Origin of the sequence: Celerinatantimonas marina, from assembly GCF_046054165.1 — a bacterium.
Taxonomy (GTDB): Bacteria; Pseudomonadota; Gammaproteobacteria; order Enterobacterales; family Celerinatantimonadaceae; genus Celerinatantimonas.
Genome location: NZ_JBFNXK010000012.1, coordinates 1 through 24,729 on the forward strand (window position 1 = coordinate 1; position 24,729 = coordinate 24,729).

Sequence of the window (24,729 nt, forward strand, 5' to 3'; positions counted from 1 at the left end):
CGTAGGAGTCTGGGCCGTGTCTCAGTCCCAGTGTGGCTGATCATCCTCTCAAACCAGCTAGAGATCGTCGCCTTGGTGAGCCGTTACCTCACCAACTAGCTAATCTCACTTGGGTGCATCTGATAGCGCAAGGCCCGAAGGTCCCCTGCTTTGCTCCGTAGAGGTTATGCGGTATTAGCCACCGTTTCCAGTGGTTGTCCCCCTCTATCAGGCAGCTCCCCAAGCATTACTCACCCGTCCGCCGCTCGTCAGCAAAGAAAGCAAGCTTTCTTCCTGTTACCGCTCGACTTGCATGTGTTAGGCCTGCCGCCAGCGTTCAATCTGAGCCATGATCAAACTCTTCAATTCAAATCATGCTCATCGAATTCTGTTATTGACAGTGTTAGTCACTGCAGAATTGATGATTTAAAATTTTTACAAATCATCTCTGCGAGTGCCCACACAGATTGCTTGATATCTTGTTAAAGAACGTTGCTTCGCGGCTCAGTTGCCGTTGAAGCGGATGCGAATCTTACGCATCGGATGAAAACATGTCAACGATTATTTTCGTTTTTGTTTTCGCACCGTTAGGCGTGAAGCCTTGTGGTGACTGAGTTGGTGACCGTTTGAGGCGGTGTGCCGTGTCAGTGGTGGTGCATTATAGGGACCCCATTTTTTTGCGCAACCTTTTTTTTCCCTTTTTTTGGGTTTTTTATCTATGTGGGCATTTTATGGTCAATTACAGCACATCTTCGGCCTTATACGTCTAATAAAACATCAAGTTGTGCCATTCGAAATGGCTACAAGGCTATCGGAATAGTTGTTTGAGTTCCAAAGCAAACGTATCTACTTTATTCCAATCCGTGAATTCAATATCGACTGATGTATCGATACTTCCCCCGGTGATTTTCATAATGAGCTGAATGAGTTTGGTCTGCCACCAGTTATAACGAGAATATTGCAATGCTCCGGCAAACATCCGCCGAATGCTGGGTTGCCAATGATGCTTCTTCGCCAAATGGATCATATACACACTTCGCTCAGGATCATCTTTACCGGGTTTGCGGGCCGTTAGACAAACCCCGACAAACGCTGAAGGAATACTCTGTAATCGATCTTCAAATCGTCGAATATATCGGTGCAGCGCTGGACGGAATACGCCATAACGGATCGAAGCAACCAATAAAATTTTATCTTCGGCCGTAGCTTCCAGCCACTGTTCCGGATGGTCCAGACAAAACCACTTAATTGGTTCTCCTGAAAGCTGTTTAGCAATATGCTGCGCTATTTTATAGGACTGACCTTCACAACTGGAATAACCAATTAATATCGACATACTATCCTCTGCCTACGTTTATTCACACTTATATAGTATGAGCCATAGGCATCGGATTCCACCATTGTTGAATAGGTAAAGGCTTACCGATTTCATAACGCTGACCGAATTCTGGTGCAATCATAGTTACACCACGCTTTTGGCTAGCCGCCAGCGTATCTTTTAATGGCGCGTACCACGCGTGATCAGAAAGCTGGAAGGTACTGTTATGCACGGGTAATAACACTTTCGCTCTTAAATCGAGGCTCGCTTGTACCACTTGCTTGGGAAACATATGAATAACAGGCCAATTATGACTATATTGACCGTCTTCAAGCAGCGCCACATCAAATGGACCATACTGATCCCCTATTTTTTTGAAACCATGAAAATATCCGGAATCACCACTATAGTAGAGACGGTGTTGTTGCCCTTTAATCACCCATCCCCCCCAAAGGGTTTTGTTTTGATCAAACATACTCCGACCCGAGAAATGCTGTGCCGGAGTAAAAACAAACGTGGTGGTACCGATCTGGGTACTCTGCCACCATTTAAAACGATGCACTTTATCTTTGGGAACACCCCAGCCTAGTAAAATTTGGTCGATTTTCTCAGGAACCAAAAATTGCCCTACTTTCGGGATCAATGCTTTGACTGAAGCTTCATCCAAGTGATCATAATGACTGTGGCTAATCAATACGACATCGATAGGAGGCAGATCCTTAATCTGTATCGGAACAGGATGAAACCGTTTAGGACCAACCCACTGCATAGGAGAGGCACGTTCACTAAACATCGGATCCGTTAATATCCACTGCGAACCAAGTTTCATCAGTACGGTTGAATGGCCTAACCGATAGACGACATCTTGGGTTTCATTGACCAATTGCTGATGAGTGATGGGGATCACCGGAATCGGCTTAGTTGGGACACCTTCTTTATTGTCCGACGTGAGCATATTCCAAAACCCTTTCACAAAAGTACCAAAACCAGGGCGATAAGGAACTTCAGTATTTGAATATCGCTGATTCTCGGTCGTGGTCTGAGTTTCTGCAGCACACCCTGCCAGCAACAGCGTCCACAAACAAAGTCCGGAGATAATAACAGGAGTTAAACGACGTAAATGCATAGTTTCGGATCTTGGCTGATAAGTAAACTAAACCGTGTAGTTTATCGAGTCCTTAGAAAAAGTAAACTGACTCATATACAATCATGGTGAACTCAAAGTAACTGAACGAATAAATAATGGCAAAAACACGGAGTGAGCAAAAACGGAAGGCTATTCTACACGCAGCCTTATCCGCCTTTCGGGAAGATGGTGCTCAGCAAACTAGTATGGATAAAATTGCCGAGTTGGCCAATGTATCCAAACGGACTATTTACAATCACTTTCCCTCGAAGGAAGCCCTGATAGCCTCCTTATTAGCCGAATTATGGCAAAACATAGCGCATCTGGTCGTTCCGGAACAATTAGCTTCTTTAGATTGGAATGAACAACTGGAGCAACTGCTATACAGTGAAATTGAGCTATTATCATCCCCTGAATACATCGATTTAGCGCGTGTCGTTATGGGACATTATCTGTTTCGTCCCCAAGATTTGGCCGAGATTTCACAACAAAAGCTAGCCCAACAAACCCAACTATCGATTTGGTTAGAGGAACAAGTCAACCAACAGACATTGATGATCACGAATGTTGAAGAAGCAACAGCACAGTTACACAGTTTGGTCAAAGGACAATGCTTCTGGCCACAAATATTGGGTTTCAAACCGATGTTAACTGCTTGCCAAAAAAACACACTGGCCCAAAAAACAGCTGCATTCTTTCTCAATAATTATCGTCGTCATTTGCCTTGATTTGCATCTTGGATGCATCCCCATTGATCATGCCTATCGGATGCTCAGCGTTAATCTTCCACCTGAATAAACTCAACCTTCCCACTACAGGCATTGGTGAGCTGGCTTTTAAACAGGGATAAATGCTGAGCAGGCATCATTAACGTCATCATGACCTGATGACTATACTGTACATCCGTCTGCTCAGCCTGATATTGCTTTGCCAACTGAGATACGATGCCAATATGATTAAAGTCAAAAGTAAAGGTAATCGGCTTTAAAGGGATATACGGGGTTCTTTCTACAAGTTCCAAAGCCTGTCCGACACTGCTACCGTAAGCCCTAACCAAGCCTCCAGTACCTAATTTAATGCCTCCGAAATATCGGATTACAACGGCACAAATATACCCTAATCCACTTCCCTGTAACTGAGCCAATATCGGTTTGCCCGCCGTACCACTCGGCTCACCGTCATCGCTGAACCCCAAAACCTGCGTATCATCCGGCGCTCCGGCAATAAAAGCCCAGCAATGATGACGAGCATCTGGATATTGCTGTTTCATCTGTTCAATCCACTGAGAAGCCTGTTCTCTATCAGCAACATAACCAAGCTGAGTGATAAACCGACTTTTTTTCAGTGTTTGCTCACAAGAAACTGAAGCCACAGGAATTTCAAACGCACCAGACATAAAGCGCTCACTTATACGACTCAAAACCTCTTCTTAACGAGATTATACGTTAATCAGCCCACATCTCGGTAGTGACGCGCTTCAATCGCTACTGGGTTAGAGAATGAATCGTGGATTCCGTCACCAGAAAAGTATCCGCCCGGATCATCCCCCCGTATTCACATAACAGCGAGAACTGATTCCAATGAATCACATCCGGCTGGATATCGATATAACGGGATAGCCGTTTTGGATCGAGAGAAAAACTAACGGTCACCGAAAAGGCATGTCCGGGACTTATGACATCACCAGTCATTGAAGTTTCCCCCAAAGCGGCCTCATGTAATCCTAACCCGACAAATTGAATAACAGGTTCAATCAGGAGCTGATCCACAATTTCTAATTTCAGACATTGCCGAACCGAACATAGTACGAGTTCATTCTCTACCAGTAGACTAGCCAACCCTCGACGGAACTGTTGGTATAGTTCGTCATAGCGTTGTTGCAATTGCACCTGTCCGATCACCGATTCAAACATCGCCTCAAAATCCACCAGCAATTCAGAATAGTGATCACGTCGGTAAGCATAACAGCGTCCAATCCGCACCTGATAATCATGCCACGAACAACTCGCAGTCAAAGCAAACGAACGCCGGGTTTGCTCCGCTAAACACCCATCATGAGCGAAAATTCGACCGCCATGAGTCACCTGCTGATTAAAGGCCAACCGAGCAGGCTCCAGTAATTCGCTCTGACCAATACTTTTTAAATATCCAAGATAGATATCTAACGCTGATGCTCCCTGATAAAAACGTTCCCTAACTTGCAACATTGCTTTACCAGCTAGCTGTCCGGCCTGCTGCAAACAATACTGTTCATAGCCAGTTTTAATCGCTCGTTGCTGATAAAAATAATGTAGTACCGCTTCAGGATTTATTTCTTCAAATCCTAATGCTTTTGCGACATCGGGATGAGGCCCAATGTAAATGGCGGTTTCAACATCCGTCAACCAATCCTCCACCTGATGAGAATGATCCAGTAAATGAACATCGAACAAAGACCACCATGAACACTCCGACCAATGAGGATTAAAAGCATCCGCAGGGATTAACAATGTGGGAGAACCACAGCCATCGGTTAATAGCCAAGCATTTTCAACACTCGCAGCTGAAATCCACTGTGAAAAAAAGGGGCTGGCCCGAAAAGGTAATGGCTGATCGGCAAGCAATTGGTGTAAACTATACCCAGCATGGAACGCCAGTCGTTGTGAGGAAGTGACACTTAGAAGATCTCGGCAACGCTGCTGTAAAATTATCAGATGCATTGCATAGTGTTGATCATTAGACGCCATCGCTAACTCCTATCACTTGCCGAAAGACTATCATTCATTTAAGTTATAGTCTTCACTATGACTAACATAGTGCAACATGATAAATAATTCATTTTTATCGATCATATAGCGGCCTGTTGTCCGGTCGGACGTCGTATGTATTACAAAACCTTTGACCCACGTAACCGTAATAATGTTGACCAACATGTTACACTGGTAAACTAGTAACTCATTAATTGTGCTTAGATTATGACGCAACAAAAACAAATCCTTGTTGTAGATGACGATCAAGAAATCCTCAGCTTATTACAACAATACCTTACGAAATCAGGTTATTCGGTTTCGATAGCTAGTGAAGGCCAAGAGATGTTGCTCTATCTTGAAGAGCACCAACCGGATCTCATCATCCTCGATGTGATGTTACCCGGAGATGATGGCTTTACACTCTGCCGGAAAGTACGTCAGCAATCGAATGTGCCGATTATTATGTTAACGGCGAACTCCGATGAAATGGACCGGGTGATCGGTTTGGAACTAGGCGCCGATGATTATATCGGGAAACCATTCAGTCCACGGGAACTACTGGCCCGGGTCAAAGCATTGTTGCGTCGTTCTGAAGTGACTGCACAAGCGATGATGCCCACTCGCTATATCCGCTTTAACCAATGGCGACTGGATATGCAAACGCAATGTTTACTCAATGATAACGGAGAACAGCTTGAGTTATCCGGAAGTGATTACCGATTACTGCAATTATTTCTACAACATCCGAATGAAATCCTGAATCGGGATATGATCAGTGATGCAACTCGTGGACGGGAAAGCTTGCCAATGGAACGCGGTATCGATGTCCAGATTAGTCGACTACGGCAACGACTTGGGGATAACGGCAAAAGTCGCCGGATTATCAAAACTATTCGAGGCAGCGGCTATACGCTAGTCGCCCAAGTCAATCATGAACGCTAGCGATTTTTTCTCACGGCTCCGGCCTCAATCGCTCCTTTCCAGAATGCTGCTCCTGTTGTTTTTATCCTTAGCTCTGGCACAAGGGATCGGGGGCTTGTTCTGGTCCTATCGTTTTCAGCAAACGGAAGACGAGGGACTCAAAGCGGCCTCGAACAATCTGGCGATGAGTCTGGCCTCTACCGTTAAATTTTTTGAATCACTCCCTCTTGAATATCGCCATATTGTTTTAAATCAGCTGCGAAATATGGGGGGAACCCGATTTTTTGTCTCTCTGAACCGAGAAAAAATAGATATGACGCCAGTGACCTCCAGCCGACGCAAACAGTTGGTTTTAGATGAGGTCAACCAGATCCTGCGCCAACAGCTCAAACGCCACGATCAGATCTACACCAATTTTTCGACAGCCCAGACCTTAAAAGTATTTAATAATCATACCTTAATGACGGATCTTCCCCGTTCTTGGGCACACTACACATTGACACTGGATCCTCTGGCTCCTCCGATCCTAGTCACGCAAATTGAAATCCATCCGGATGAGTGGATCTATCTGGCCGCGCTATTACCAGCCCCATATATGACACTCAATGATCCCAGCATCTCTTTGCGGCAGATCGTCAATTTAATCCTGACCACGTTCTTTCTGAGCCTGTTTACTTACTTTTTTCTGCACCGTGAAACCCGGCCACTGGATAAACTGGCGACAGCAGCCTCCCAACTGGCCTTGAATTTATATCAACCGCCTTTAAAAGAAGAAGGAAGTATTGAACTGGTTCGAGCGACCCGTGCCTTTAATGCCATGCAGGAAAAACTCAAACGCTATATCGAAGATCGGGAACAATTATTCCGTTCCATTTCCCATGATTTGAAAACCCCAATCACTCGTTTGCGATTAAGGGCTGAATTACTAGAAGATGAGCAACTGATTACTAAATTTAATCATGATCTGGATGAACTGGAGATCATGGCGAAAGGAGCTCTACAAACAGTTAAAGAAACAGATATTCATGAAAATGTTCAAAATATCAATATGATGGACCTTATTGATCTCATCTGCGAAGGCTATCCTGGGAAAGTGACCGTTCAGGGCAGCCCTCAGCAACATTACCGAGGCAAACCCCTAGCGATCAAACGCTGTCTCGGCAATATCATCGAAAACGGGGTGAAATATGGTGACCACGTAGAGATTTCGATCGTGGATACAGAACCGGTACTCTATTTATATTTTTCCGATCAAGGTCCGGGGATCCCAGAGCATTTACAACAAAATATCTTTGCGCCCTATGTGCGCCTGAACCATAACACGCATGGTCATGGTTTAGGTTTAGGGATCGCCAGAAATATTGCCCATGCACATGGTGGAGACATTACGCTAGCCAATCGTCCGGAAGGGGGACTTAAGGTAACACTTCAGCTACCTCACATAAGCTAATCCAGTATTGACGAAGAATATCACGAGCTGGAAATAAGCTTTCGTTATCTGTAGGCACCCCCCAATTCTAAAAAGAGGCTGTTATGATTAACTTAAGATTATCCAGTATATGCTGCTATCTCACAGGCTGGCTTTGGTTGTTCAGCCTACCCGGCTGGGCCGATAACGGAGAAGTTGAAGTCCTTCACTGGTGGACATCAACCGGAGAAACCAATGCCGTCCATGTTTTGCAACAGCAAGTAGAGCAACAAGGTGTTCATTGGAAAAATTTTGCAGTGATCGGCGGAGGGGGCGAAAGTGCGATGAATGTCCTTGAAGCCCGGGTAATTTCCGGCAATCCTCCAACCGCGGCCCAGCTCAAAAGCTCAGAGATACGAGACTGGGCTGCCCTTGGTTTTTTGAATAACTTGGATCCCATTGCGAAAACCCAACACTGGGATCAATTATTGCCCCCAACGATTGCCAACTTACTGAAATATCAGGGGCACTATGTGGCGGTTCCAGCCAATATCCATCGCGAAAACTGGCTTTGGGTCAATACTCATATTTTCAAAGCGGCAGGGGCTAAAATTCCCACAACTTGGGATGAATTTTTTACCGCTGCACAAAAAATCAAGGCGGCAGGCTATCCGGTACTGGTCAATGGCAATCAGGACTGGCAAAACACAACGATTTTTGAATCCATTGCCCTTGGTATTTTAGGGGGTAAAGATTATATCCGCGCCTTCGTCCAGCATGATGCCACCGTTCTAACCAGCGATAAGATGTTGAAGGTATTTGAAATTTTTCAGAAGGTCCATCAATTTGTTGAACTCCCACCCCAAAGTGATGACTGGAATCAAGCCACCAACTTAGTGATTCATGACAAAGCGGCTATGCAAATTATGGGCGATTGGGCCAAAAGTGAATTCTTTATTGCTGGCAAACAACTGGATCAGGATTTTGATTGTGTTCCTGTCCCCGAAACACAACATGCCTTCCTGTTTGATACCGATAGTTTTTCTATGTTTCATCTGGACAATAAAGCCAACCAAAAAGCCCAGAAAATTCTGACCCGGACCATCATGGATCCTGAATTTCAAAAACGCTTCAATCTGGCCAAAGGTTCTATTCCGATCCGAAATGACATTCCACTGGATGCATTTGACCGCTGTGCCGTTGCTTCCAGACGCGCGTTCAACCAAGCTCGCAAAACAGGTCAGTTAGCCCCGAGTATCGCACATGGAATGGCTACAACCATGCCAGAACAAAAAGCCTTATTCGATGTGGTCAATCATTTTTTCAACACACCGAATGCCGATCCTAAACAGGCCATATTACGGCTCAACCGGGCAACTCAGGCCGCACAATAACGTCGAACGATCAAGGCAATGGGGGCTGCTTGGGGGGGGTCACTAAGACCTCTATTGCCATGCCGATAACCGAACAGGCCAGCACCAGCCAACCTTGCCACCAATCCAGATAAGACCAGTGAAAAACCAAGGCCAACACGGTTACAAAATCAATGAACAAATAAGTGGCAAGTCGAGGTACCATCATTGCTCTCCTTCTGTAGCTGTGCTTTTTGAGTATAGTTAGCCACCACATAACAATACGCTAACCATTACTTTTTTTACTGAAGAAAAACGAAAAATGAGTACAATGTTGCCTTTGACTGCAATTAATCGATCAATATCATGACCCGTATCTCGGATTACAATGTCACTTCAGAACTGGATGCGCGGGGACTACGCTGCCCGGAACCCGTCATGCTAACACGTAAGGCGATTCGCTCTTTGAATGAGGGTGATACTTTATTAGTGCTAGCTGATGATCCATCGACAACCCGAGATATTCCGAGTTTTTGCCGGTTTATGGATCATACATTGGTTAAAAGTCAGACCGATCAGCCGCCTTACAGCTACTTAATCCAGAAAGGATTGCCTGATCGATAAAATAATGAGCAATAAAATCATTGTTTTTCGATAGAGAAGGTATCGGCCAGTTGCTCCAATCGGTATACTCTTGGTTAATTTCAGTACACCATGATTTATAACATCGCGCGATAACTCAACATGCAAAAATACGATATAAAAACATTTCAGGGGTTGATTCTAGCGCTCCAGGATTACTGGGCTCGTCAGGGCTGCATCATTGTACAGCCACTGGATATGGAAGTGGGTGCCGGAACCTTTCACCCACAAACGTTCCTGCGTTCCATCGGGCCAGAACCCATGAGCAGTGCTTATGTCCAACCCTGTCGTCGTCCGACAGATGGCCGTTACGGTGAAAACCCAAACCGACTGCAACAGTATTATCAGTTTCAGGTTGTGCTCAAACCCTCTCCCGATAACATTCAGGAGCTTTATTTAGGCTCTCTGGTTGAATTAGGGATCAATCCAGAAGTCCACGATATTCGTTTCGTTGAAGACAACTGGGAATCGCCTACACTTGGCGCTTGGGGATTAGGTTGGGAAATCTGGCTCAATGGGATGGAAGTGACCCAGTTCACCTATTTCCAGCAAGTCGGTGGCTTAGAATGTTCGCCAGTAACCGGTGAAATCACCTATGGTCTGGAACGTTTGGCCATGTACATTCAAGGGGTGGACAGTATCTACGATCTGGTCTGGACAGATGGTCCTATGGGCAAAGTCACTTACGGCGATGTATTCCATCAAAATGAAGTTGAACAATCGACTTATAACTTTGAATATGCCGATATCGATTCACTTTTCCGCCAATTTGATCAATGTGAACATGATAGCCAGAAATTAATTGAAGCGAATCTCCCCCTACCGGCTTATGAACAAGTCATGAAAGCATCGCATGCCTTTAATTTACTCGATGCTCGTCACGCCATTTCTGTCACTGAACGGCAACGATATATTTTACGGGTTCGAGCACTCGCGAAAGCAGTGGCTGAAGGTTATTACAGTGCACGAGAAACACTTGGTTTCCCATTGTGCAAAGAACAGGGTTAAGAGACAGGCATGGATACAGAAAATCTATTAATTGAAATAGGCACAGAAGAGCTGCCTCCAAAAGCATTACGACAACTGGGTCAGGCTTTTGCTGACAATTTCCAACAAAGTCTGGATAATGCCGAACTTCCATATCAGCAAGTGACTTGGTATGCGGCCCCTCGTCGTCTGGCCCTGTTTGTCACTGCATTAGCTGAACAAGCCCCTGATAAATCCGTCGAAAAACGAGGACCATCGATTAAAGCGGCTTTCGATAAAGACGGCAATCCAACCAAAGCAGCACAAGGATGGGCGCATTCTAACGGGATCAGCGTCGAACAAGCCGAACGGTTGGTCACCGATAAAGGTGAATGGTTACTGCACCGAGCCGAAGTCAAAGGTCAGTCAATTCAGATCCTAGTACCACAGCTTACGACGGAAGCTTTAGCCAAACTGCCCATTCCGAAACCGATGCGTTGGGGGGCCAATACCACCCAATTTATTCGCCCGGTACATACCGTCACCATGCTCTATGGAGACAAATTGATTCAGGGAGAAGTGCTTGGGATTGAATCGGCGCGAACCATTCGTGGCCATCGGTTTATGGGCGAATCTGAATTTCAACTGACTCATGCCGATGAATATGTTCAGATGTTAGATCTACGTGGGAAAGTCATCGTCGATTACGAACGCCGGAAAGCGATTATCCGTGAACAAATCGAAGCCGAAGCCGCCCGTGAAAATGGGGTAGCCGATATCGATGAAAGCCTACTTGAAGAAGTCACATCACTGGTTGAATGGCCAATAGCCATGGTTGGTAGCTTCGAAGATAAGTTTCTGGATGTCCCCGCCGAAGCGCTTATCTACACCATGAAAGATAACCAGAAATACTTTCCGATTTTGGATCAAGAAGGCAAACTGCTCCCTCGATTTATCTTTGTCTCCAATATCGTAAGTAAAGATCCACAACAAGTGATCGCAGGGAATGAAAAAGTAGTTCGCCCTCGTTTGGCTGATGCTGAATTTTTCTATCATACAGATCGCAAAATCTCTCTGGAACAACGTCTGGACTCACTAGGTAATGTGGTCTTCCAGCAAAAACTGGGGACTTTACTGGACAAGTCTAAACGAGTTGCTGCATTAGCCGCACTGATCGCCCCCCAAATTCAGGCCAGTGAAAAAGATGCTGAACGAGCTGCACTCCTGAGCAAAACTGACCTGATGAGTGAAATGGTGATGGAGTTCACCGATATTCAGGGCACCATGGGGATGTATTATGCTCGCCATGATGGTGAAACCGCAGCCGTTGCCCAAGCTATTGGGGAACAATATCTGCCTCGCTTCTCCGGCGACAAACTCCCAGCTAGTGCCGAAGGCTCTGCCGTCGCTCTCGCCGATAAACTGGATACTTTAGCCGGTATTTTCAGTATCGATATGGCCCCTAAAGGCGATAAAGACCCATTTGCCCTGCGTCGTGCAGCCTTAGGTGTCATTCGGATCATCACCGAACAGCAACTGCCGCTGGATTTGGCACCGCTGTTTGAAGCAGCGCTAAAAGCACAACCGGTTGCTCTCGATGCGGCCGCAATAAGCCAAGTTCAAGCACAATTAATGGACTTCATCTATGCCCGGTTAAGAGCGTTTTATCAGGAACAAGGGATTGATATCAGCGTCATTCAGGCCGTCTTGGCTCGTCATCCGAGTCAACCAGCGGATATTGCGAAACGGATGCAAGCTGTGGAACATTTCCGAGGGCTGGAACCTGCCGCCGCATTAGCAGCAGCGAATAAGCGAGTGGCCAATATTCTGGATAAAAATGGCGTCACTACTCAAAGTCCTCTGGATGAATCGCTATTCATCGAAGCCGAAGAGCGCCAACTGGCTGATGCGCTGCATCAGCTGAGTGAAAAACTTCAACCTAGTTTTGCCGCTGGGGATTACCAAAGTGCGTTGACCGAACTGGCGCAGTTGCGTGCTCCTGTGGACAACTTCTTTGAAAAAGTAATGGTGATGGCCGATGATCCTAAACTGGCAGCTAATCGCTTAGCATTACTTGGACAACTGCGGAATTTATTCTTAGAAATTGCGGATATTTCGCTGATTCAGTATTAGACAGATAACTATTATTGACTGTGTATGACTGATTAATAACTACGTGTTCTGGACACGATCACGGATACGACTTAAGGCTTAAGCCTGGTGTATCACAAGTCCAGAACACGTTTGAATGATGCTTCATTTGCCATACCCCATGCTGCTTTTTCTTTGATTTCCAACTGATTATTGCTCCTCTGAAAAATGAAGGTCTCTAGTGATTTTATTCTCACTTTGGCTAATACAAACTCAGTATTTTGTGCTAATCTTTAAAGTGCAGTTATTTGCATAAATTGTAGTATTGGGTATTTTCCCTTCAACGACAAATCAACTAATTATTATGAAGCCAAATTTAAACTGCCAATTATAATCAAGAAGGAGGTGACTGAATGGGCTATTCAGCATGGCATGCTCGCACCCAAGCCGGAGATCAATGTTTACAACAGGATCAGCCAGGAATGGCATTGATCCACTATCTGGCGGCAATCGAACAAGCTCGTTACTGGATGGAACAAATCAATGACAACACTGATGATGAATATCGTATTGAGACCATTACGTTGTTTTTACGCTCTTGTATGAATTTATCCCGTTACTGGTACATCCAGTCTGATCTTCAGGAACAACAACGTTATCTCTTAGAAGCCTGCCAGTATCAGGATTATCTGCATGAAACCACTGATATTCACGAGAGCGCGCTAAAAGGGGCCTTGTTGACTTATTATAAATCGCTCTGTCATATCATCGCTCATCATCCCGAATCAGAGACGCTTGCGCCATTACGAACCCAAGCCAACCAATTGGAACAAAGCTTAGGATTAACCTCAGCGTTCTGATTAATTCGCTGAGCTCATCCATAACCAAGGAGTCTTAATGAACTATCCTTGGATATTTTTTATTGTTTTCCGTTAACTGAAAAAGGCAACTATCCGCAAACAGCTGATAAGGAGAACAGCCATTAATTTGACGGGCCTGATTTAACACAACGCCCCAACGAAACTCCTCTGATTCGCCCTGAGGAAGTTGTCCATACAGTTGCATCAAAACCTGCAGTCCTTGAACAATATCGGCCAGTTCATTTTGATATTGGATCCCGGAGCCTTGAGTCAGAATAATTTCATTGCGGCGATCAAGGATGGCCTGCTGCAATCGCTCACTCGCATTGGGTGATAACTCAGTCACCGTCAATGCCTCAGCCATCACTCGACGTAACCAAACCTGTTCAAATGCCTGATAGTCTTGCTCGTTTAAATCCAGGAACAGCATGACATATTGAGTCTGGTGTTCAACCAATAATAAACATTCATGAGATGCGATCGAAATAGTGTGGGCCTGCCAACACCAAGACTCCGAAGGTATCTGTGGCGGTAATGCAGGAGTTAACGGGTACGGTAACTGTTCTGTAAACTGTAAATTAATCATCGCGTCAAAAAAACATCAGCTTCATCCATAATGGTTCTTTTGCAACCGCGATGCCAATCTCTAAATCAGCGGAGCCTCATATAAAATAAATACCGCCGGAACCGAATCCTGGATCTTTAAGCATCAATCTATTCGACAAGAACAACACATGTCATCCACGGATAACTTATTGAATCATTTGTAGGTAGAGCGTCATTAAAAACCGTCAGACAGATGATAAAAGAGGTCACCGAAACTTGACGCATACTCCCATTAAGATTGATTCAATTGTTTGATCACCGTTGACTGATCTCGTCCAACCGGACGGTTCACGGATACTTTCTTCCCTTTTTTCATACCTGATTCAAAATCCGGTGTGAGCTGAGTCATCGCTTTCTTAATTTGAGCTTTAAACGTTTCTCGATCTAAATTTTTAAACTGCTGATCCAGATAATCATCCAGCGAATCACTATGTCCAGGATTCAGATTTGGCAACTTTTCTAAAGCCCCTTCGATCCATCCTGCGGTAAAAGATGCGACCCGACGTTGAACTTCATGTTGACTCACACCACTCCCGGCAAAACTATTTCGAAAAGAACCGATTTGCTGATGCATTTCACGATATAAGACATCAAAAGCAAATCCAGCAAAGATAGCGCGTTCCGCATCCCCCACAAATTCCAACCGTTTTAACCCTTTATGATCCAGCAAGACCGCTTCGACTCCGAACCGACTATTAATTCCCCGAATAATACGCAGAATATTCTGGCTAGGTTGGGAGGGGAGGAGTTGTTTAGCGGAAGTGGTTCCCATTCGAATAAAATCAATATCTGACTGCTCAAGCCCATGTTTGCGCATCAACCGCTCAGCCATACGAATGGCCTGTGCCGCTTCATGAATATTGGTGGAATGACCCAATTCCAAACATTTTGCAATTTTCTGCAATGCTTTTTGCCGGCGCTCAGACATTCTTACTCCTATTTTTCTACCAATCGAATATTGTCTGAAAAAAAAGACGTTTCCGCTACCCCAAATTCAAATTTGCTTACAAATTTGCAAAGTGCCGACCAAGATCTTCCATCAAAAACTGTCGGATCCCCCATTGTTATCTCTCATAAAATCGCTAATGATTAAGTATCCTTATTCTGAGAAACTATTCATGCTAACGGCTCTGGTCACAACGGTAACGATTATTCTGATGGGATTCATCAGCGGTGCTATCCTCCGTCATATGTTCCCTAATCAGGTTCAACGACTCAATTTCTGGTGTACCCGTCTGGCCCTACAAGGTGCCATCCCGTTATCTTTACTCGCAGCCATCTGGCAACTACATCATCTTTCTTGGCAACTCTTTTTGCTTACGATTGTCGGATCGCTCATTTTACTATCGGGTGGTGGATTAGCCGCATTTCTGGCGAAATGGTTAAAACTTTCCCCTTCTCAAACCGGTGCTTATATCCCGGCGGGGATGTTCATGAATATTGGAGCCATTGGCTGCTTTTGTGTTTATCTCTTTCTTGGAGAAGATGGATTAGCCTTAGTCCCGTTGTATAAATTATTTGAAGAAGTTATCTACTATTCGATCGCGTTCCCGATTGCGCGACGCTTAGGTCAGTATTCTCAGCAAAAGCAACGGCCTTTTTGGCTCGATCCTTTTTTATTGACCACACTTAGCGCTGTATCTGCCGGATTTATTTTGAATGGTTCCGGTTTAGCTCGCCCGTTATGGATCAGCGATGTGATGCAGTTTATTGTCCCTCTCGGCACTTATCTGTTAATGATCACCGTAGGCTTAGTTTTTCGTTTTACCGACATCACAGGGCTACTCCGCCCCGCGCTAACCTTAGCCATCAGTCGCAGTATTTTAGGACCGATACTGGTGATTATTTTAGCCTATCTATTTCAATTATGGGGCATACATCAAGGATTACTCGTTAAAGTAGCCTTACTGCTCTCTGTAATGCCGACCGCGTTTTTAAGCCTGCTTCCTCCGGTCATTTACGGTGTTGACCAAAAAATTGCCAACAGCTATTGGTTAATCAGCAGTCTGTGGTTCTTGTTTATTTTTCCAATTGTATTGTTATTGATGCATTTTTTATTTTTGTAAACATCATCGGGAAGTATTGATCATGATGGGGACATCGATTTGAACTTTACTTAAATCTGTTGCAAATAGCCTTGTAGGTTTAGAAACCCGCTGAACTTTGTTTCGCGCCTATAGGTTCACTGACCTTATTGCAGTGTCATCAACTGCCCCCGCCCCAAAGTCATGCCACCTAATAAAAATGATCTGAGTCTTTATACACAAATGAGATTTTAACTGACAAAAAAATGCCGCTCCATAACCGAGCGGCATCATCTCAACGAGATTCATCGGACTCATTATTCTTCTATATGGTCAGATGATTCAGCCTCTTCACTACGATGTTTGGTGAAATAGCGGATCACCAACACAAAGAACAGTGGTACAAAGAAGATCGCCAGCACCGTCGCACTGATCATCCCACCGATCACACCGGTCCCAATGTCGTGTCGACTAATGGCACCGGCACCGGTACTAATCGCCAGTGGCAACACCCCTAAAATGAATGCTAATGAGGTCATCAGAATAGGTCGCAAACGCATTCGACAAGCTTCCAATACCGATCCGACCAATGGGTTACCTTTGTCGTAGAGTTCTTTAGCAAATTCGACAATCAAAATTGCGTTTTTCGCCGACAGCCCAATGGTAGTCAACAATCCGACTTGGAAGTACACATCGTTATACAACCCGCGTAAGCTGGCAGCGACAATCGCCCCGAAGACCCCAAGAGGAACCACCAGCATCACAGAAAATGGAATACTCCAACTTTCATACAATGCCGCTAAGCAAAGGAATACCACCAACAGTGAAATAGCATACAATGCCGGAGCCTGAGAACCCGACTGTCGTTCCTGGAAGGACAGCCCAGTCCAAGAAATTCCGAACCCGTGAGGCAGTTGTTTCGCCATTTGCTCAATGTCGCTCATTGCCTGACCCGAACTATATAACGGTGCCGGTTCACCCTGAATTTCAACTGCAGGAACCCCGTTATAACGTTCCAAACGAGGTGATCCATAACCCCATTCACCGGTGGCAAAGGTTGAGAAGGGCACCATCTGACCTTGGTCGTTACGCACGTACCATTTATCTAAGTCTTCCGGAGTCATCCGATATTTTTTATCACCTTGAACGTAAACCCGTTTTACTCGGTTTCGGTCAATAAAGTCATCGGTGTAAGTCGACCCCCAAGCGGTTGAGAGCATATCGTTCAAACTGGCGATCGAAACGCCCTGCGCCATCGCTTTGGCATAGTCGATATGAATATTATATTCCGGGGTATCACTCATCCCATTAGGACGGACACGTACCAAATTTTTACTTTGTGCGGCCATTCCCAACAGCTGATTACGCGCATTCATCAACGCTTCATGACCTTGCCCACCCCGATCTTGCAGGTAGAAGTCGAATCCGGTCGCTGTACCTAATGCTGGAATGGCAGGCAAGTTGAAAACAAAGATCTGTGCCCCTTTAATAGTCTGGGCATAGCCCATCGCTCGGGCAATAATACTATTGGCCTCACCGCGTTTGGTCTCACGTTCAGACCAATCACGCAGACGAATAAATGCCATCCCCATGTTCTGACCACGACCCGCGAAACTGAAGCCGGATACCGTCATCAGTGACTGCACCGTATCCTTCTCTTTGGTCATGAAATATTCTGTTAGATCATGCAGTGTGGCATCCGTCCGTTGTTTCGAAGAACTCGGTGGTAATTGCACCATCGCCAACAGCACCCCCTGATCTTCTTCAGGTAAGAATGAGGTTGGCATCCGCAGAAACATAAAAGCCAAGCCAGCGACAATCAGCACATACAATGCCAAATAGCGGAATCGCTGCTGGATCACCCGCCGCACGCCACTCTGATAACGATCGGCACTCGCGTCAAAAAACCGGTTAAACCAACCGAAGAAACCTTTTTTCGCTTCCCCATGATTTTTTGGTTTTTTCAACAACGTCGCACACAGCGCTGGCGTCAAGATCAACGCAACCAACACCGATAACACCATCGCCGAAACAATAGTAATAGAGAACTGTCGATAAATGGCCCCAGTGGATCCACCAAAGAAGGCCATTGGGATAAATACCGCCGAAAGCACCATCGCAATCCCAACCAATGCGCCCGTAATTTGGCCCATCGATTTCTTGGTCGCTTCATAGGGCGAAAGATCTTCTTCCCCCATGATCCTCTCGACGTTCTCCACAACCACAATAGCATCATCCACCAACAACCCGATGGCCAGTACCAATCCGAACATCGTCAGAGTGTTGATCGAAAAGCCAGCCGCCGCCATTACGCCGAATGTCCCCAACAAGACCACCGGCACCGCAATGGTTGGGATCAATGTTGCCCGAATATTCTGTAAGAACAGGAACATCACGAAGAACACCAACACGATGGCTTCGATCAAAGTGTGAACCACCTCTTCGATAGAAATTTTAATGAAAGGGGTAGTATCAAACGGATAAACAACTTTCATCCCACGAGGGAAGAATTCGGATAACTCATCCAGACGAGCCCGAATCGCATCCGCAGTATCGAGGGCATTCGCACCGGTTGCCAAACGAATCGCAATCCCAGTTGCCGGTTGGTTATTATAATTTGACGAATACTGATAGCTCTGAGTACCAATTTCAATCTTAGCAACATCTTTAAGATAAACTTTGGAACTATCCTGATTCACCCGCAACAGAATATTTTCAAACTGTTTTGCAGTATTGAGTCGACCTCGGCCATTGATCGTTACCGAGAACTGCTGACCATCGACTGCAGGAGTCCCACCGATACTCCCTAGTGAAACCTGAGCGTTTTGTGCCGTAATCGCCGATTTGACATCCCCTGGAGTCAAGCTATATTGCTGCAGCTTATTCGGATCGAGCCAAACTCGCATCGAATACTGGCTCCCGAAGACCTGAATTTCCCCCACACCATTCACTCGGCTGATGGAATCCTGCACGTTCGAAACAATGTAGTCCGACAGATCATATTGGTTCATGCTGCCATCGGTTGAGATAAACCCGACCACCATCAAGAAACTACTGGTGGTTTTACGAACGTCAATCCCCTGTTGCTGCACTACCGTAGGTAACTGCGAAGTCACCTGCTGCAATTTGTTCTGAACCTGCACCTGTGCAATATCCGGATCCGTTCCGGGAGCAAAAGTCAGTGTTAATGTTCCGGTCCCAGAGGAATCACTTTGTGAGGACATATACATGAAGTGGTCAAGACCAATCATGTTCTGCTCAATAATCTGGATCACCGAACTTTCAACAGTTTCAGCCGATGCTCCAGGATAAGTCGCCCGAATAGACACGGCTGGCGGTGCAATCTGCGGATACTGAGCAATTGGCAGGTTGATGATCGATAACAACCCCGCCAACATAATGATTAAAGCTATCACCCATGCAAAAATGGGCCTATCGATAAAAAATCTGGACATGAATCCATTGCTCCACTTTACTGATTTTGCGCTTGTTCAGAGGGGGTATATCTGAAATTATCAGTGACATCATTTACCTGAACTTTACTTCCTGGTCGAACTTTCTGGAGCCCTGCGACAATCACTTTATCACCCACTTTAAGACCCGATTCAACTAACCAGAACTGGCCAATGGTACGTCCGGTTTTAATGATCTGCACTTGAACCTGATTATCTGCATTGATCACCATCACCGATGCTTCGCCACGTGGTGTATGAGACACAGCTTTCTGGGGAATTAATAACGCCTGCTGACGAGCTCCTTCATCGAGCTGAGCGCGAATGAACATCCCGGGCAATAAAACTTTCTGTGGATTGCGAGCAATAATTCGCTGATCCACCATCCCGGTGGTCGGGTCAACCGTGACATCCGAAAACTGTAAGTGTCCAGGGAACTGATAAATAGACTCATCTTCAAGAATAAATTTCACAGAAGCTGAATTGTCCTGATTCACGGCCAGCGAACCATTTTCTATCTCGCGGCGCTGACGGAGCAAATCAGATGTACTTTGACGCACATCCACATACACCGGATCTAACTGCTGAATCGTTGACATAGCCGTCGCTTGGTTGGCTGTAACCAGCGCCCCTTCAGTAACGGCAGAAACACCGATTCTCCCAGAGATAGGAGCTTTTACATGCGTCCGATCAAGATCGATTTTAGCAGTTTTAAGCGTAGCTTCCGCCGCTTTAATTTCTGCTTCCTGCTGTTTCCAGGCAGCCATTGCATCATCATAATCCTGATGACTAATCGCTTTGGTTTTAACCAATTTCGAATAACGTTGTGCCTGTAGCCGAGCACTCATCTCATTAGCATGAGCTCGTGCCAAAGTGGCCTCCGCATTAGCGACATTCGCTTCATAGGTCGAAGGATCGATCTGATACAGTAACTCACCCGCTTTGACATCACTCCCTTCTTTGAAGTAACGTTTCAAAATAATCCCACTCACCTGTGGACGGACTTCCGCCACGCGATACGCGTGAACACGTCCAGATAGTTCCGTTGTCAATTTAACCGGTTGAGCATGAATAGTAACCGCATCGACCGGCACGGCTCTAGTGACCTGCTGAGCGGCTGCTTGCTGTTGTTGCTTACTATCATCACACCCTGTTAACACCAGACTTGCAACTAATACCAAGCCCAATGATTTAATCAGAATATATTTCTTTGCCATGAAAATCTGTGCCCCTGTAAATTACGCCGATCCCGCACATTTCAATAATTGTGTTGGCCTTAAAACTCGTCTTGTAGTAATTTACATACATTCATGCATGTATGTAAGCTTTTTTTTTAATTAAATTTTTAAGAGAACCTCCGCTATGGCACGTAAGACCAAAGAAGAAGCGCAAAAAACCCGACAAGCAATCCTGAACTCTGCTTTGCAACTTTTTTGTGATAAAGGTCTTGCGGAAACGAGTTTGACCGATATAGCCAATGCCACCGGAGTCACTCGTGGTGCTATTTACTGGTACTTCAGAAATAAAAATGTATTGTTTGTCACTTTGTGGGATGAAATGTGTGAACCACTCACACACTTAATGCTAGCCAGTATTGATGATCATGAACCAGACCCAATGGGTAAGCTACGATCTTTTCTCATAAAATCTTTGCAAAGCTTATCTGTTAATGCCAGTCAACAGCAGATGTTTTCCATCTTATTTAATCTTGAGTCCCTTGATAATGAGTTGGCTGAGCTTCGGGAACACATCAAACAACAATACCAATGCTTTATTAAAAATTTAAGTCAAGCCTTAAACAATGCAAAAGTCAAGGGACAAATCCCTCCCCAAACCGATATGAAAATCTGTACAGATTTATTGGTTGCGATGGTTGACGGTATCATTTTACGCTTTGTGCAATTAGAACCTGAATACCCACTCTTCGAACAAGCCGAGTCTCTGGCCGATCTGATGCTAAAACTCATCTATACCCATACACCTTAAGGCAAATCCTTGGTGATGATTTGGCAGCCATCGTTTTAAACGCATTCTGAACGTATTGCACGCTGTTCGCTTAATTCATACCGCGACATAGGCCGAGCTTGGTTCAAAATGCGTTTACACTATTTGACCACCGAGGATCACCAGTGCCTCATATCAACTCCAGTTATGATTGACGGCTCTGCTGATAACTGGCTTTGCCTTCTTGATCCAATGCTGCAAAATCTTCATCACTCAACGTAATGAGAGTCGCTGCAACATTTTGCTCCAGATGACTAATCTGAGAAGTCCCTGGGATCGGTAACATCACCGGACTACGTTTTAAGATCCAAGCCAAAGCCAATTGACCAGGTGTCGCATTATACTGAGCCGTTAACTTAGCGAATAATGAACTATTTTGAGCCAGTTCTCCCCGAGCCAATGGATACCAAGGAATAAATCCAATGTTATGCTCCGTACAGTAATCCATGACGCTTTCATGTTCTCGATCAACGAGGTTATAGCGATTTTGCACTGTAGCTACCGGGAAATATTTATTCGCGAGTTCAATATCATCAAGAGTCACTTCACTCAAACCCGCATAGCGGATCAGCCCTTGTTCCAGCATTGTTTTAATTGCATCAAACTGTTCATCCCGTGGAACTTTAGGATCGATACGATGCAGCTGCCATAAATCAATGCACTCAACCCCTAAATTACGCAAGCTCTTATGTGCTTGTTGGATCAAATATTCCGGACGACCAACCGGGATCCACTCTCCTGGACCCGGACGAGCATTCCCCCCTTTCGTTGCGATCACCAATCCAGAATACGGATGTAATGCCTGGCGGATCATTTGTTCAGAGGTATCAGGCCCATAAGCATCGGCGGTATCAATGAAATTGATCCCCAACTCCGGCACCCGTTGCAGAGTTCGGATCGCGCTGGCAGGATCTTCGGGTGCTCCCCAGACGCCTTTGCCAGTCAAACGCATCGCTCCGAAACCCAATCGATTCACAGTGAGATCTGGACCGATATCAAATGTACCGGCATTTTTAGCACTGAGTTCAGTCATTGCTGCTCCTTACTTAATAAATAAAATCGCTCCAAATCGATCTGACGATTTAGCTCATGTTATCCTGTTGTTTTATATCAGATATAAGGTTCTCTCAGGCGCTCTATCCCTGAGCATAACCGTTTTGTAAAAATTGCACTATACAATCTTAACAAATGAGTTGAATGCGTCCAGAGATCCATAAATATTCCGGGACGTCCCGATGCGACTGAACGCTAGTAGGTGAGTTGAAACGCATTGATATAGGTGAAGATCAAATTCAACGAGAGAGCGAGCCGGCAACAGAATGCATCAAATGACCCAATTCGAAGGATTAAAATGCAACAGCTCCGAAGGGCTCGCTAACACCGCTAAATCGACGAAGTCATGGCGGGTGAAATCACTCCAATGTGAGAATCAACCGCCATTGCAACGCTCAGAGACGTAATAATCAGAATGGATGCAAAAAAGACCCGCCGCGCCCAAGCAACATCATCATTATCTTTACGATAACCTTTTAGCGCCATATGCAACCACCATAGACTGGTTGCAATCGCTACAGCGAGATAGCCAAACCCCACATATCCGGAAACCGTCAACATGCCTGCCGCAAAACCAAAAGCCACGATATAAGAGACGATATGCCCCTTAGCATGCTGCACACCTTTCACGACAGGTAATACCGGAATATTAGCCGCTTTATAATCGTTATAGCGGAAGATAGCGATGGCATAGGAGTGAGGCATCTGCCAAAGACAAAACATCAACAGTAAAATGGCAGCGCCACTGTCAAACTGACCAGCCACAGCACAATACCCCACCACCGGCGGAACAGCACCCGACAGACTCCCTACCAAAGTGCCATACACCGAATGCCGCTTCATATACAGACTGTAAACGCCCACATAGATGATAAAACCAAAAGCAGCAAAAGCGACCGCGACCCAATTGGTCCAAATTGCTAAAACGGCAAAACCAACCACGCCCAGCAAGCAACCATGTGAAATGGTTTGAGCCACCGAAATCACCCCCGTGACGGTGACCCGGTTTTTAGTCCGTTCCATCCTCGAGTCAATGTCGCGATCGATATAGTTATTGAGGGCACACCCTGAAGCCACCACCAACGATAACCCCACCATGGCCGCAACGAACAACGACAGATCGAAATGACCATTGGCCGCTAAAAAATAGCCGCCGATGGTTGCAATCAAGTTCCCGAAAATAATGCCGGGTTTGACCACCAGGAAATAGCGTTTAAGTTTAATCACGGCAACCTACTGTTTTAAAACATCATTAAATTGTTGGCACTGTAGATAATCCACAATGACAGACCCACAACTAAACCAATGACGATGGCACTAAACAGAAATGAAAAAGTATTCAAACGTCCGGTTTCCGTTGCAAAATTAAGATGCAGGAAGTACTTCAAATGCACCACAATTTGCACCACAGCAAACGCAAAAATGGTATACAGCGTCGCTACTTTTGACATGCTCAGATTCATCACCAGATAAAACGGGATCACCGTTAAAATCACCGCGAGCACAAAACCGGTTAAATACGACTTAACGCTACCATGATCGGCAGACTGATCTTGTGGATGACTCATTACAAGGCCCCCATCAGATAAACAACAGTAAAGACACAAATCCAAACGATATCGAGGAAATGCCAGAACAAACTTAAGCAACTTAAACGCGTCAGGCTACGCCCATTTAACCCGCAACGAGCCACTTCAATCATGGTGGCAATCATCCACAGCAGACCGACGGTGACATGCAAACCATGCATCCCCACCAGCGCAAAGAAGGATGATAAAAAGGCACTGCGCGAAGGACCATGTCCTTCCACGATCAAATGATGAAATTCATACAGTTCCATCCCGATAAACACAGCCCCAAGAGCAAAGGTGACTAATAACCAGAACTGGACGGCACCGCGTTTATTTTGATGGCCACTGACCATCGCAAAACCATAAGTAATACTACTGATCAACAGCGCAAAGGTTTCAACAAGTACAAATTTCAGATCAAAAATATCTTTACCTGATGGGCCACCATCAGTATTTGGGTACAAAACTGCATACGTCGCAAACACAGTTGCAAACAACAAGCAGTCGGTCATCAGATAGAGCCAGAATCCAAAAACGGCTGTCTGTCCGCTATCATGATGCTCTTCATGGGCAGCATCCTGCCCATGAGTATTTGTTATTGAATGTGATGTCATTGTCTTATCACTA

The 24,729-nt window shown here is 45.4% G+C and carries 23 protein-coding genes and 1 rRNA gene; 10 read left to right on the forward strand and 14 right to left on the reverse strand.

Features of this window, described 5'->3' with window-relative positions; genetic code table 11:
* The 3 genes from ABUE20_RS13205 to ABUE20_RS13215 all read right to left on the reverse strand — a co-directional run.
* Nucleotides 1–348 (reverse strand): 16S ribosomal RNA (locus ABUE20_RS13205); the annotation flags it as partial.
* 439 nt (nt 349–787) lie between these two features.
* Entirely contained in the window at nt 788–1,315 is a 528-nt protein-coding gene (gene hemG / locus ABUE20_RS13210) for a menaquinone-dependent protoporphyrinogen IX dehydrogenase (RefSeq protein ID WP_408620409.1), read from the reverse strand.
* Between the two features lie 28 nt (nt 1,316–1,343).
* Nucleotides 1,344–2,423: an MBL fold metallo-hydrolase gene (locus ABUE20_RS13215; protein WP_408620410.1), complete on the reverse strand. Its 1,080-nt coding sequence runs from the start codon at nt 2,421–2,423 to the stop codon at nt 1,344–1,346.
* A gap of 116 nt (nt 2,424–2,539) precedes the next feature.
* Here ABUE20_RS13215 and ABUE20_RS13220 point away from each other — a divergent pair, with 116 nt between their 5' ends.
* Nucleotides 2,540–3,151: a TetR/AcrR family transcriptional regulator gene (locus tag ABUE20_RS13220; RefSeq protein ID WP_408620411.1), complete on the forward strand. Its 612-nt coding sequence runs from the start codon at nt 2,540–2,542 to the stop codon at nt 3,149–3,151.
* Between the two features lie 50 nt (nt 3,152–3,201).
* On the opposite strand, the gene ABUE20_RS13225 is transcribed toward ABUE20_RS13220, so the two are convergent.
* A complete protein-coding gene (locus ABUE20_RS13225; protein ID WP_408620412.1) occupies nt 3,202–3,843 on the reverse strand; it encodes a YigZ family protein in 642 nt (213 codons plus the stop codon).
* A gap of 64 nt (nt 3,844–3,907) precedes the next feature.
* Entirely contained in the window at nt 3,908–5,149 is a 1,242-nt protein-coding gene (locus ABUE20_RS13230; protein WP_408620413.1) for a hypothetical protein, read from the reverse strand.
* A 228-nt stretch (nt 5,150–5,377) separates the two neighbouring features.
* Here ABUE20_RS13230 and ABUE20_RS13235 point away from each other — a divergent pair, with 228 nt between their 5' ends.
* From ABUE20_RS13235 to ABUE20_RS13245, 3 genes are all read left to right on the forward strand, one after another.
* Nucleotides 5,378–6,094: a response regulator gene (locus ABUE20_RS13235; RefSeq protein ID WP_408620414.1), complete on the forward strand. Its 717-nt coding sequence runs from the start codon at nt 5,378–5,380 to the stop codon at nt 6,092–6,094.
* Nucleotides 6,084–7,523: an ATP-binding protein gene (locus ABUE20_RS13240; RefSeq protein WP_408620415.1), complete on the forward strand. Its 1,440-nt coding sequence runs from the start codon at nt 6,084–6,086 to the stop codon at nt 7,521–7,523. Before ABUE20_RS13235 ends, ABUE20_RS13240 begins: the two co-directional genes overlap by 11 nt.
* Before the next feature lie 83 nt (nt 7,524–7,606).
* Nucleotides 7,607–8,875: an ABC transporter substrate-binding protein gene (locus tag ABUE20_RS13245; protein ID WP_408620416.1), complete on the forward strand. Its 1,269-nt coding sequence runs from the start codon at nt 7,607–7,609 to the stop codon at nt 8,873–8,875.
* Between the two features lie 10 nt (nt 8,876–8,885).
* On the opposite strand, the gene ABUE20_RS13250 is transcribed toward ABUE20_RS13245, so the two are convergent.
* Nucleotides 8,886–9,062, reverse strand: coding sequence for a hypothetical protein (locus tag ABUE20_RS13250; protein ID WP_408620417.1), 177 nt, complete (start codon nt 9,060–9,062; stop codon nt 8,886–8,888).
* 137 nt (nt 9,063–9,199) lie between these two features.
* Here ABUE20_RS13250 and tusA point away from each other — a divergent pair, with 137 nt between their 5' ends.
* The 4 genes from tusA (at nt 9,200) to ABUE20_RS13270 (ending at nt 13,392) form a co-directional block, all read left to right on the forward strand.
* A complete protein-coding gene (gene tusA, locus ABUE20_RS13255; RefSeq protein WP_408620418.1) occupies nt 9,200–9,457 on the forward strand; it encodes a sulfurtransferase TusA in 258 nt (85 codons plus the stop codon).
* Nucleotides 9,458–9,577: 120 nt separating this feature from the next.
* Nucleotides 9,578–10,483, forward strand: a complete 906-nt coding sequence (gene glyQ / locus ABUE20_RS13260) for a glycine--tRNA ligase subunit alpha (RefSeq protein ID WP_408620419.1) — start codon at nt 9,578–9,580, stop codon at nt 10,481–10,483.
* A gap of 9 nt (nt 10,484–10,492) precedes the next feature.
* On the forward strand, nt 10,493–12,574 hold the full coding sequence (gene glyS / locus ABUE20_RS13265; RefSeq protein ID WP_408620420.1) for a glycine--tRNA ligase subunit beta: 2,082 nt from the start codon (nt 10,493–10,495) through the stop codon (nt 12,572–12,574).
* Nucleotides 12,575–12,945: 371 nt separating this feature from the next.
* The gene (locus ABUE20_RS13270) at nt 12,946–13,392 is read left to right on the forward strand and encodes a DUF2753 family protein (protein WP_408620421.1); all 447 of its coding nucleotides are present in this window, start codon (nt 12,946–12,948) and stop codon (nt 13,390–13,392) included.
* A gap of 34 nt (nt 13,393–13,426) precedes the next feature.
* Here ABUE20_RS13270 and ABUE20_RS13275 read toward each other — a convergent pair whose 3' ends face one another.
* Both ABUE20_RS13275 and ABUE20_RS13280 read right to left on the reverse strand, forming a co-directional pair.
* Nucleotides 13,427–13,978, reverse strand: a complete 552-nt coding sequence (locus ABUE20_RS13275) for a DUF6933 domain-containing protein (protein ID WP_408620422.1) — start codon at nt 13,976–13,978, stop codon at nt 13,427–13,429.
* Between the two features lie 252 nt (nt 13,979–14,230).
* Complete coding sequence (locus ABUE20_RS13280) at nt 14,231–14,926, reverse strand: DUF2786 domain-containing protein (protein ID WP_408620423.1); 696 nt, start codon at nt 14,924–14,926, stop codon at nt 14,231–14,233.
* A 190-nt stretch (nt 14,927–15,116) separates the two neighbouring features.
* On the opposite strand from ABUE20_RS13280, the gene ABUE20_RS13285 reads away from it, so the two are divergent.
* Nucleotides 15,117–16,064: a hypothetical protein gene (locus ABUE20_RS13285; protein ID WP_408620424.1), complete on the forward strand. Its 948-nt coding sequence runs from the start codon at nt 15,117–15,119 to the stop codon at nt 16,062–16,064.
* 275 nt (nt 16,065–16,339) lie between these two features.
* Here ABUE20_RS13285 and ABUE20_RS13290 read toward each other — a convergent pair whose 3' ends face one another.
* Together ABUE20_RS13290 and ABUE20_RS13295 are read right to left on the reverse strand one after the other, a co-directional pair.
* The gene (locus tag ABUE20_RS13290) at nt 16,340–19,477 is read right to left on the reverse strand and encodes an efflux RND transporter permease subunit (RefSeq protein ID WP_408620425.1); all 3,138 of its coding nucleotides are present in this window, start codon (nt 19,475–19,477) and stop codon (nt 16,340–16,342) included.
* Between the two features lie 17 nt (nt 19,478–19,494).
* Nucleotides 19,495–20,691 carry an efflux RND transporter periplasmic adaptor subunit gene (locus ABUE20_RS13295; protein ID WP_408620426.1) on the reverse strand — a complete coding sequence of 399 codons (1,197 nt, stop codon included), beginning with the start codon at nt 20,689–20,691 and terminating at the stop codon, nt 19,495–19,497.
* 145 nt (nt 20,692–20,836) lie between these two features.
* On the opposite strand from ABUE20_RS13295, the gene ABUE20_RS13300 reads away from it, so the two are divergent.
* Entirely contained in the window at nt 20,837–21,460 is a 624-nt protein-coding gene (locus ABUE20_RS13300) for a TetR family transcriptional regulator (protein ID WP_408620427.1), read from the forward strand.
* A 163-nt stretch (nt 21,461–21,623) separates the two neighbouring features.
* Here the strand turns inward: ABUE20_RS13300 and ABUE20_RS13305 are convergent, their stop codons facing one another.
* The 4 genes from ABUE20_RS13305 to cyoC all read right to left on the reverse strand — a co-directional run bounded on the left by ABUE20_RS13305 (nt 21,624) and on the right by cyoC (nt 24,716).
* Nucleotides 21,624–22,511 (reverse strand): aldo/keto reductase, encoded by an 888-nt coding sequence (locus ABUE20_RS13305; RefSeq protein WP_408620428.1) that lies wholly within the window; start codon nt 22,509–22,511, stop codon nt 21,624–21,626.
* A 350-nt stretch (nt 22,512–22,861) separates the two neighbouring features.
* On the reverse strand, nt 22,862–23,755 hold the full coding sequence (gene cyoE / locus ABUE20_RS13310) for a heme o synthase (protein WP_408620527.1): 894 nt from the start codon (nt 23,753–23,755) through the stop codon (nt 22,862–22,864).
* A 17-nt stretch (nt 23,756–23,772) separates the two neighbouring features.
* Nucleotides 23,773–24,099, reverse strand: a complete 327-nt coding sequence (gene cyoD, locus ABUE20_RS13315) for a cytochrome o ubiquinol oxidase subunit IV (protein WP_408620429.1) — start codon at nt 24,097–24,099, stop codon at nt 23,773–23,775.
* Nucleotides 24,099–24,716 carry a cytochrome o ubiquinol oxidase subunit III gene (gene cyoC, locus ABUE20_RS13320; protein ID WP_408620430.1) on the reverse strand — a complete coding sequence of 206 codons (618 nt, stop codon included), beginning with the start codon at nt 24,714–24,716 and terminating at the stop codon, nt 24,099–24,101. Before cyoC ends, cyoD begins: the two co-directional genes overlap by 1 nt.
* Nucleotides 24,717–24,729: the final 13 nt, after the last annotated feature.

Excerpts from the sequence above, each read along its gene's own strand:
- hemG (WP_408620409.1), bottom strand. The coding sequence starts at position 1,315 with ATGTCGATATTAATTGGTTATTCCAGTTGTGAAGGTCAGTCCTATAAA.
- ABUE20_RS13300 (WP_408620427.1), top strand. The coding sequence starts at position 20,837 with ATGGCACGTAAGACCAAAGAAGAAGCGCAAAAAACCCGACAAGCAATC.
- ABUE20_RS13305 (WP_408620428.1), bottom strand. The coding sequence starts at position 22,511 with ATGACTGAACTCAGTGCTAAAAATGCCGGTACATTTGATATCGGTCCA.
- cyoC (WP_408620430.1), bottom strand. The coding sequence starts at position 24,716 with ATGACATCACATTCAATAACAAATACTCATGGGCAGGATGCTGCCCAT.
- ABUE20_RS13275 (WP_408620422.1), bottom strand. The coding sequence starts at position 13,978 with ATGATTAATTTACAGTTTACAGAACAGTTACCGTACCCGTTAACTCCT.
- ABUE20_RS13285 (WP_408620424.1), top strand. The coding sequence starts at position 15,117 with ATGCTAACGGCTCTGGTCACAACGGTAACGATTATTCTGATGGGATTC.
- ABUE20_RS13215 (WP_408620410.1), bottom strand. The coding sequence starts at position 2,423 with ATGCATTTACGTCGTTTAACTCCTGTTATTATCTCCGGACTTTGTTTG.
- tusA (WP_408620418.1), top strand. The coding sequence starts at position 9,200 with ATGACCCGTATCTCGGATTACAATGTCACTTCAGAACTGGATGCGCGG.
- glyS (WP_408620420.1), top strand. The coding sequence starts at position 10,493 with ATGGATACAGAAAATCTATTAATTGAAATAGGCACAGAAGAGCTGCCT.
- ABUE20_RS13290 (WP_408620425.1), bottom strand. The coding sequence starts at position 19,477 with ATGTCCAGATTTTTTATCGATAGGCCCATTTTTGCATGGGTGATAGCT.
- ABUE20_RS13220 (WP_408620411.1), top strand. The coding sequence starts at position 2,540 with ATGGCAAAAACACGGAGTGAGCAAAAACGGAAGGCTATTCTACACGCA.
- ABUE20_RS13245 (WP_408620416.1), top strand. The coding sequence starts at position 7,607 with ATGATTAACTTAAGATTATCCAGTATATGCTGCTATCTCACAGGCTGG.
- ABUE20_RS13295 (WP_408620426.1), bottom strand. The coding sequence starts at position 20,691 with ATGGCAAAGAAATATATTCTGATTAAATCATTGGGCTTGGTATTAGTT.
- ABUE20_RS13250 (WP_408620417.1), bottom strand. The coding sequence starts at position 9,062 with ATGATGGTACCTCGACTTGCCACTTATTTGTTCATTGATTTTGTAACC.
- ABUE20_RS13230 (WP_408620413.1), bottom strand. The coding sequence starts at position 5,149 with ATGGCGTCTAATGATCAACACTATGCAATGCATCTGATAATTTTACAG.
- ABUE20_RS13240 (WP_408620415.1), top strand. The coding sequence starts at position 6,084 with ATGAACGCTAGCGATTTTTTCTCACGGCTCCGGCCTCAATCGCTCCTT.
- ABUE20_RS13235 (WP_408620414.1), top strand. The coding sequence starts at position 5,378 with ATGACGCAACAAAAACAAATCCTTGTTGTAGATGACGATCAAGAAATC.
- cyoD (WP_408620429.1), bottom strand. The coding sequence starts at position 24,099 with ATGAGTCATCCACAAGATCAGTCTGCCGATCATGGTAGCGTTAAGTCG.
- ABUE20_RS13270 (WP_408620421.1), top strand. The coding sequence starts at position 12,946 with ATGGGCTATTCAGCATGGCATGCTCGCACCCAAGCCGGAGATCAATGT.
- glyQ (WP_408620419.1), top strand. The coding sequence starts at position 9,578 with ATGCAAAAATACGATATAAAAACATTTCAGGGGTTGATTCTAGCGCTC.
- ABUE20_RS13280 (WP_408620423.1), bottom strand. The coding sequence starts at position 14,926 with ATGTCTGAGCGCCGGCAAAAAGCATTGCAGAAAATTGCAAAATGTTTG.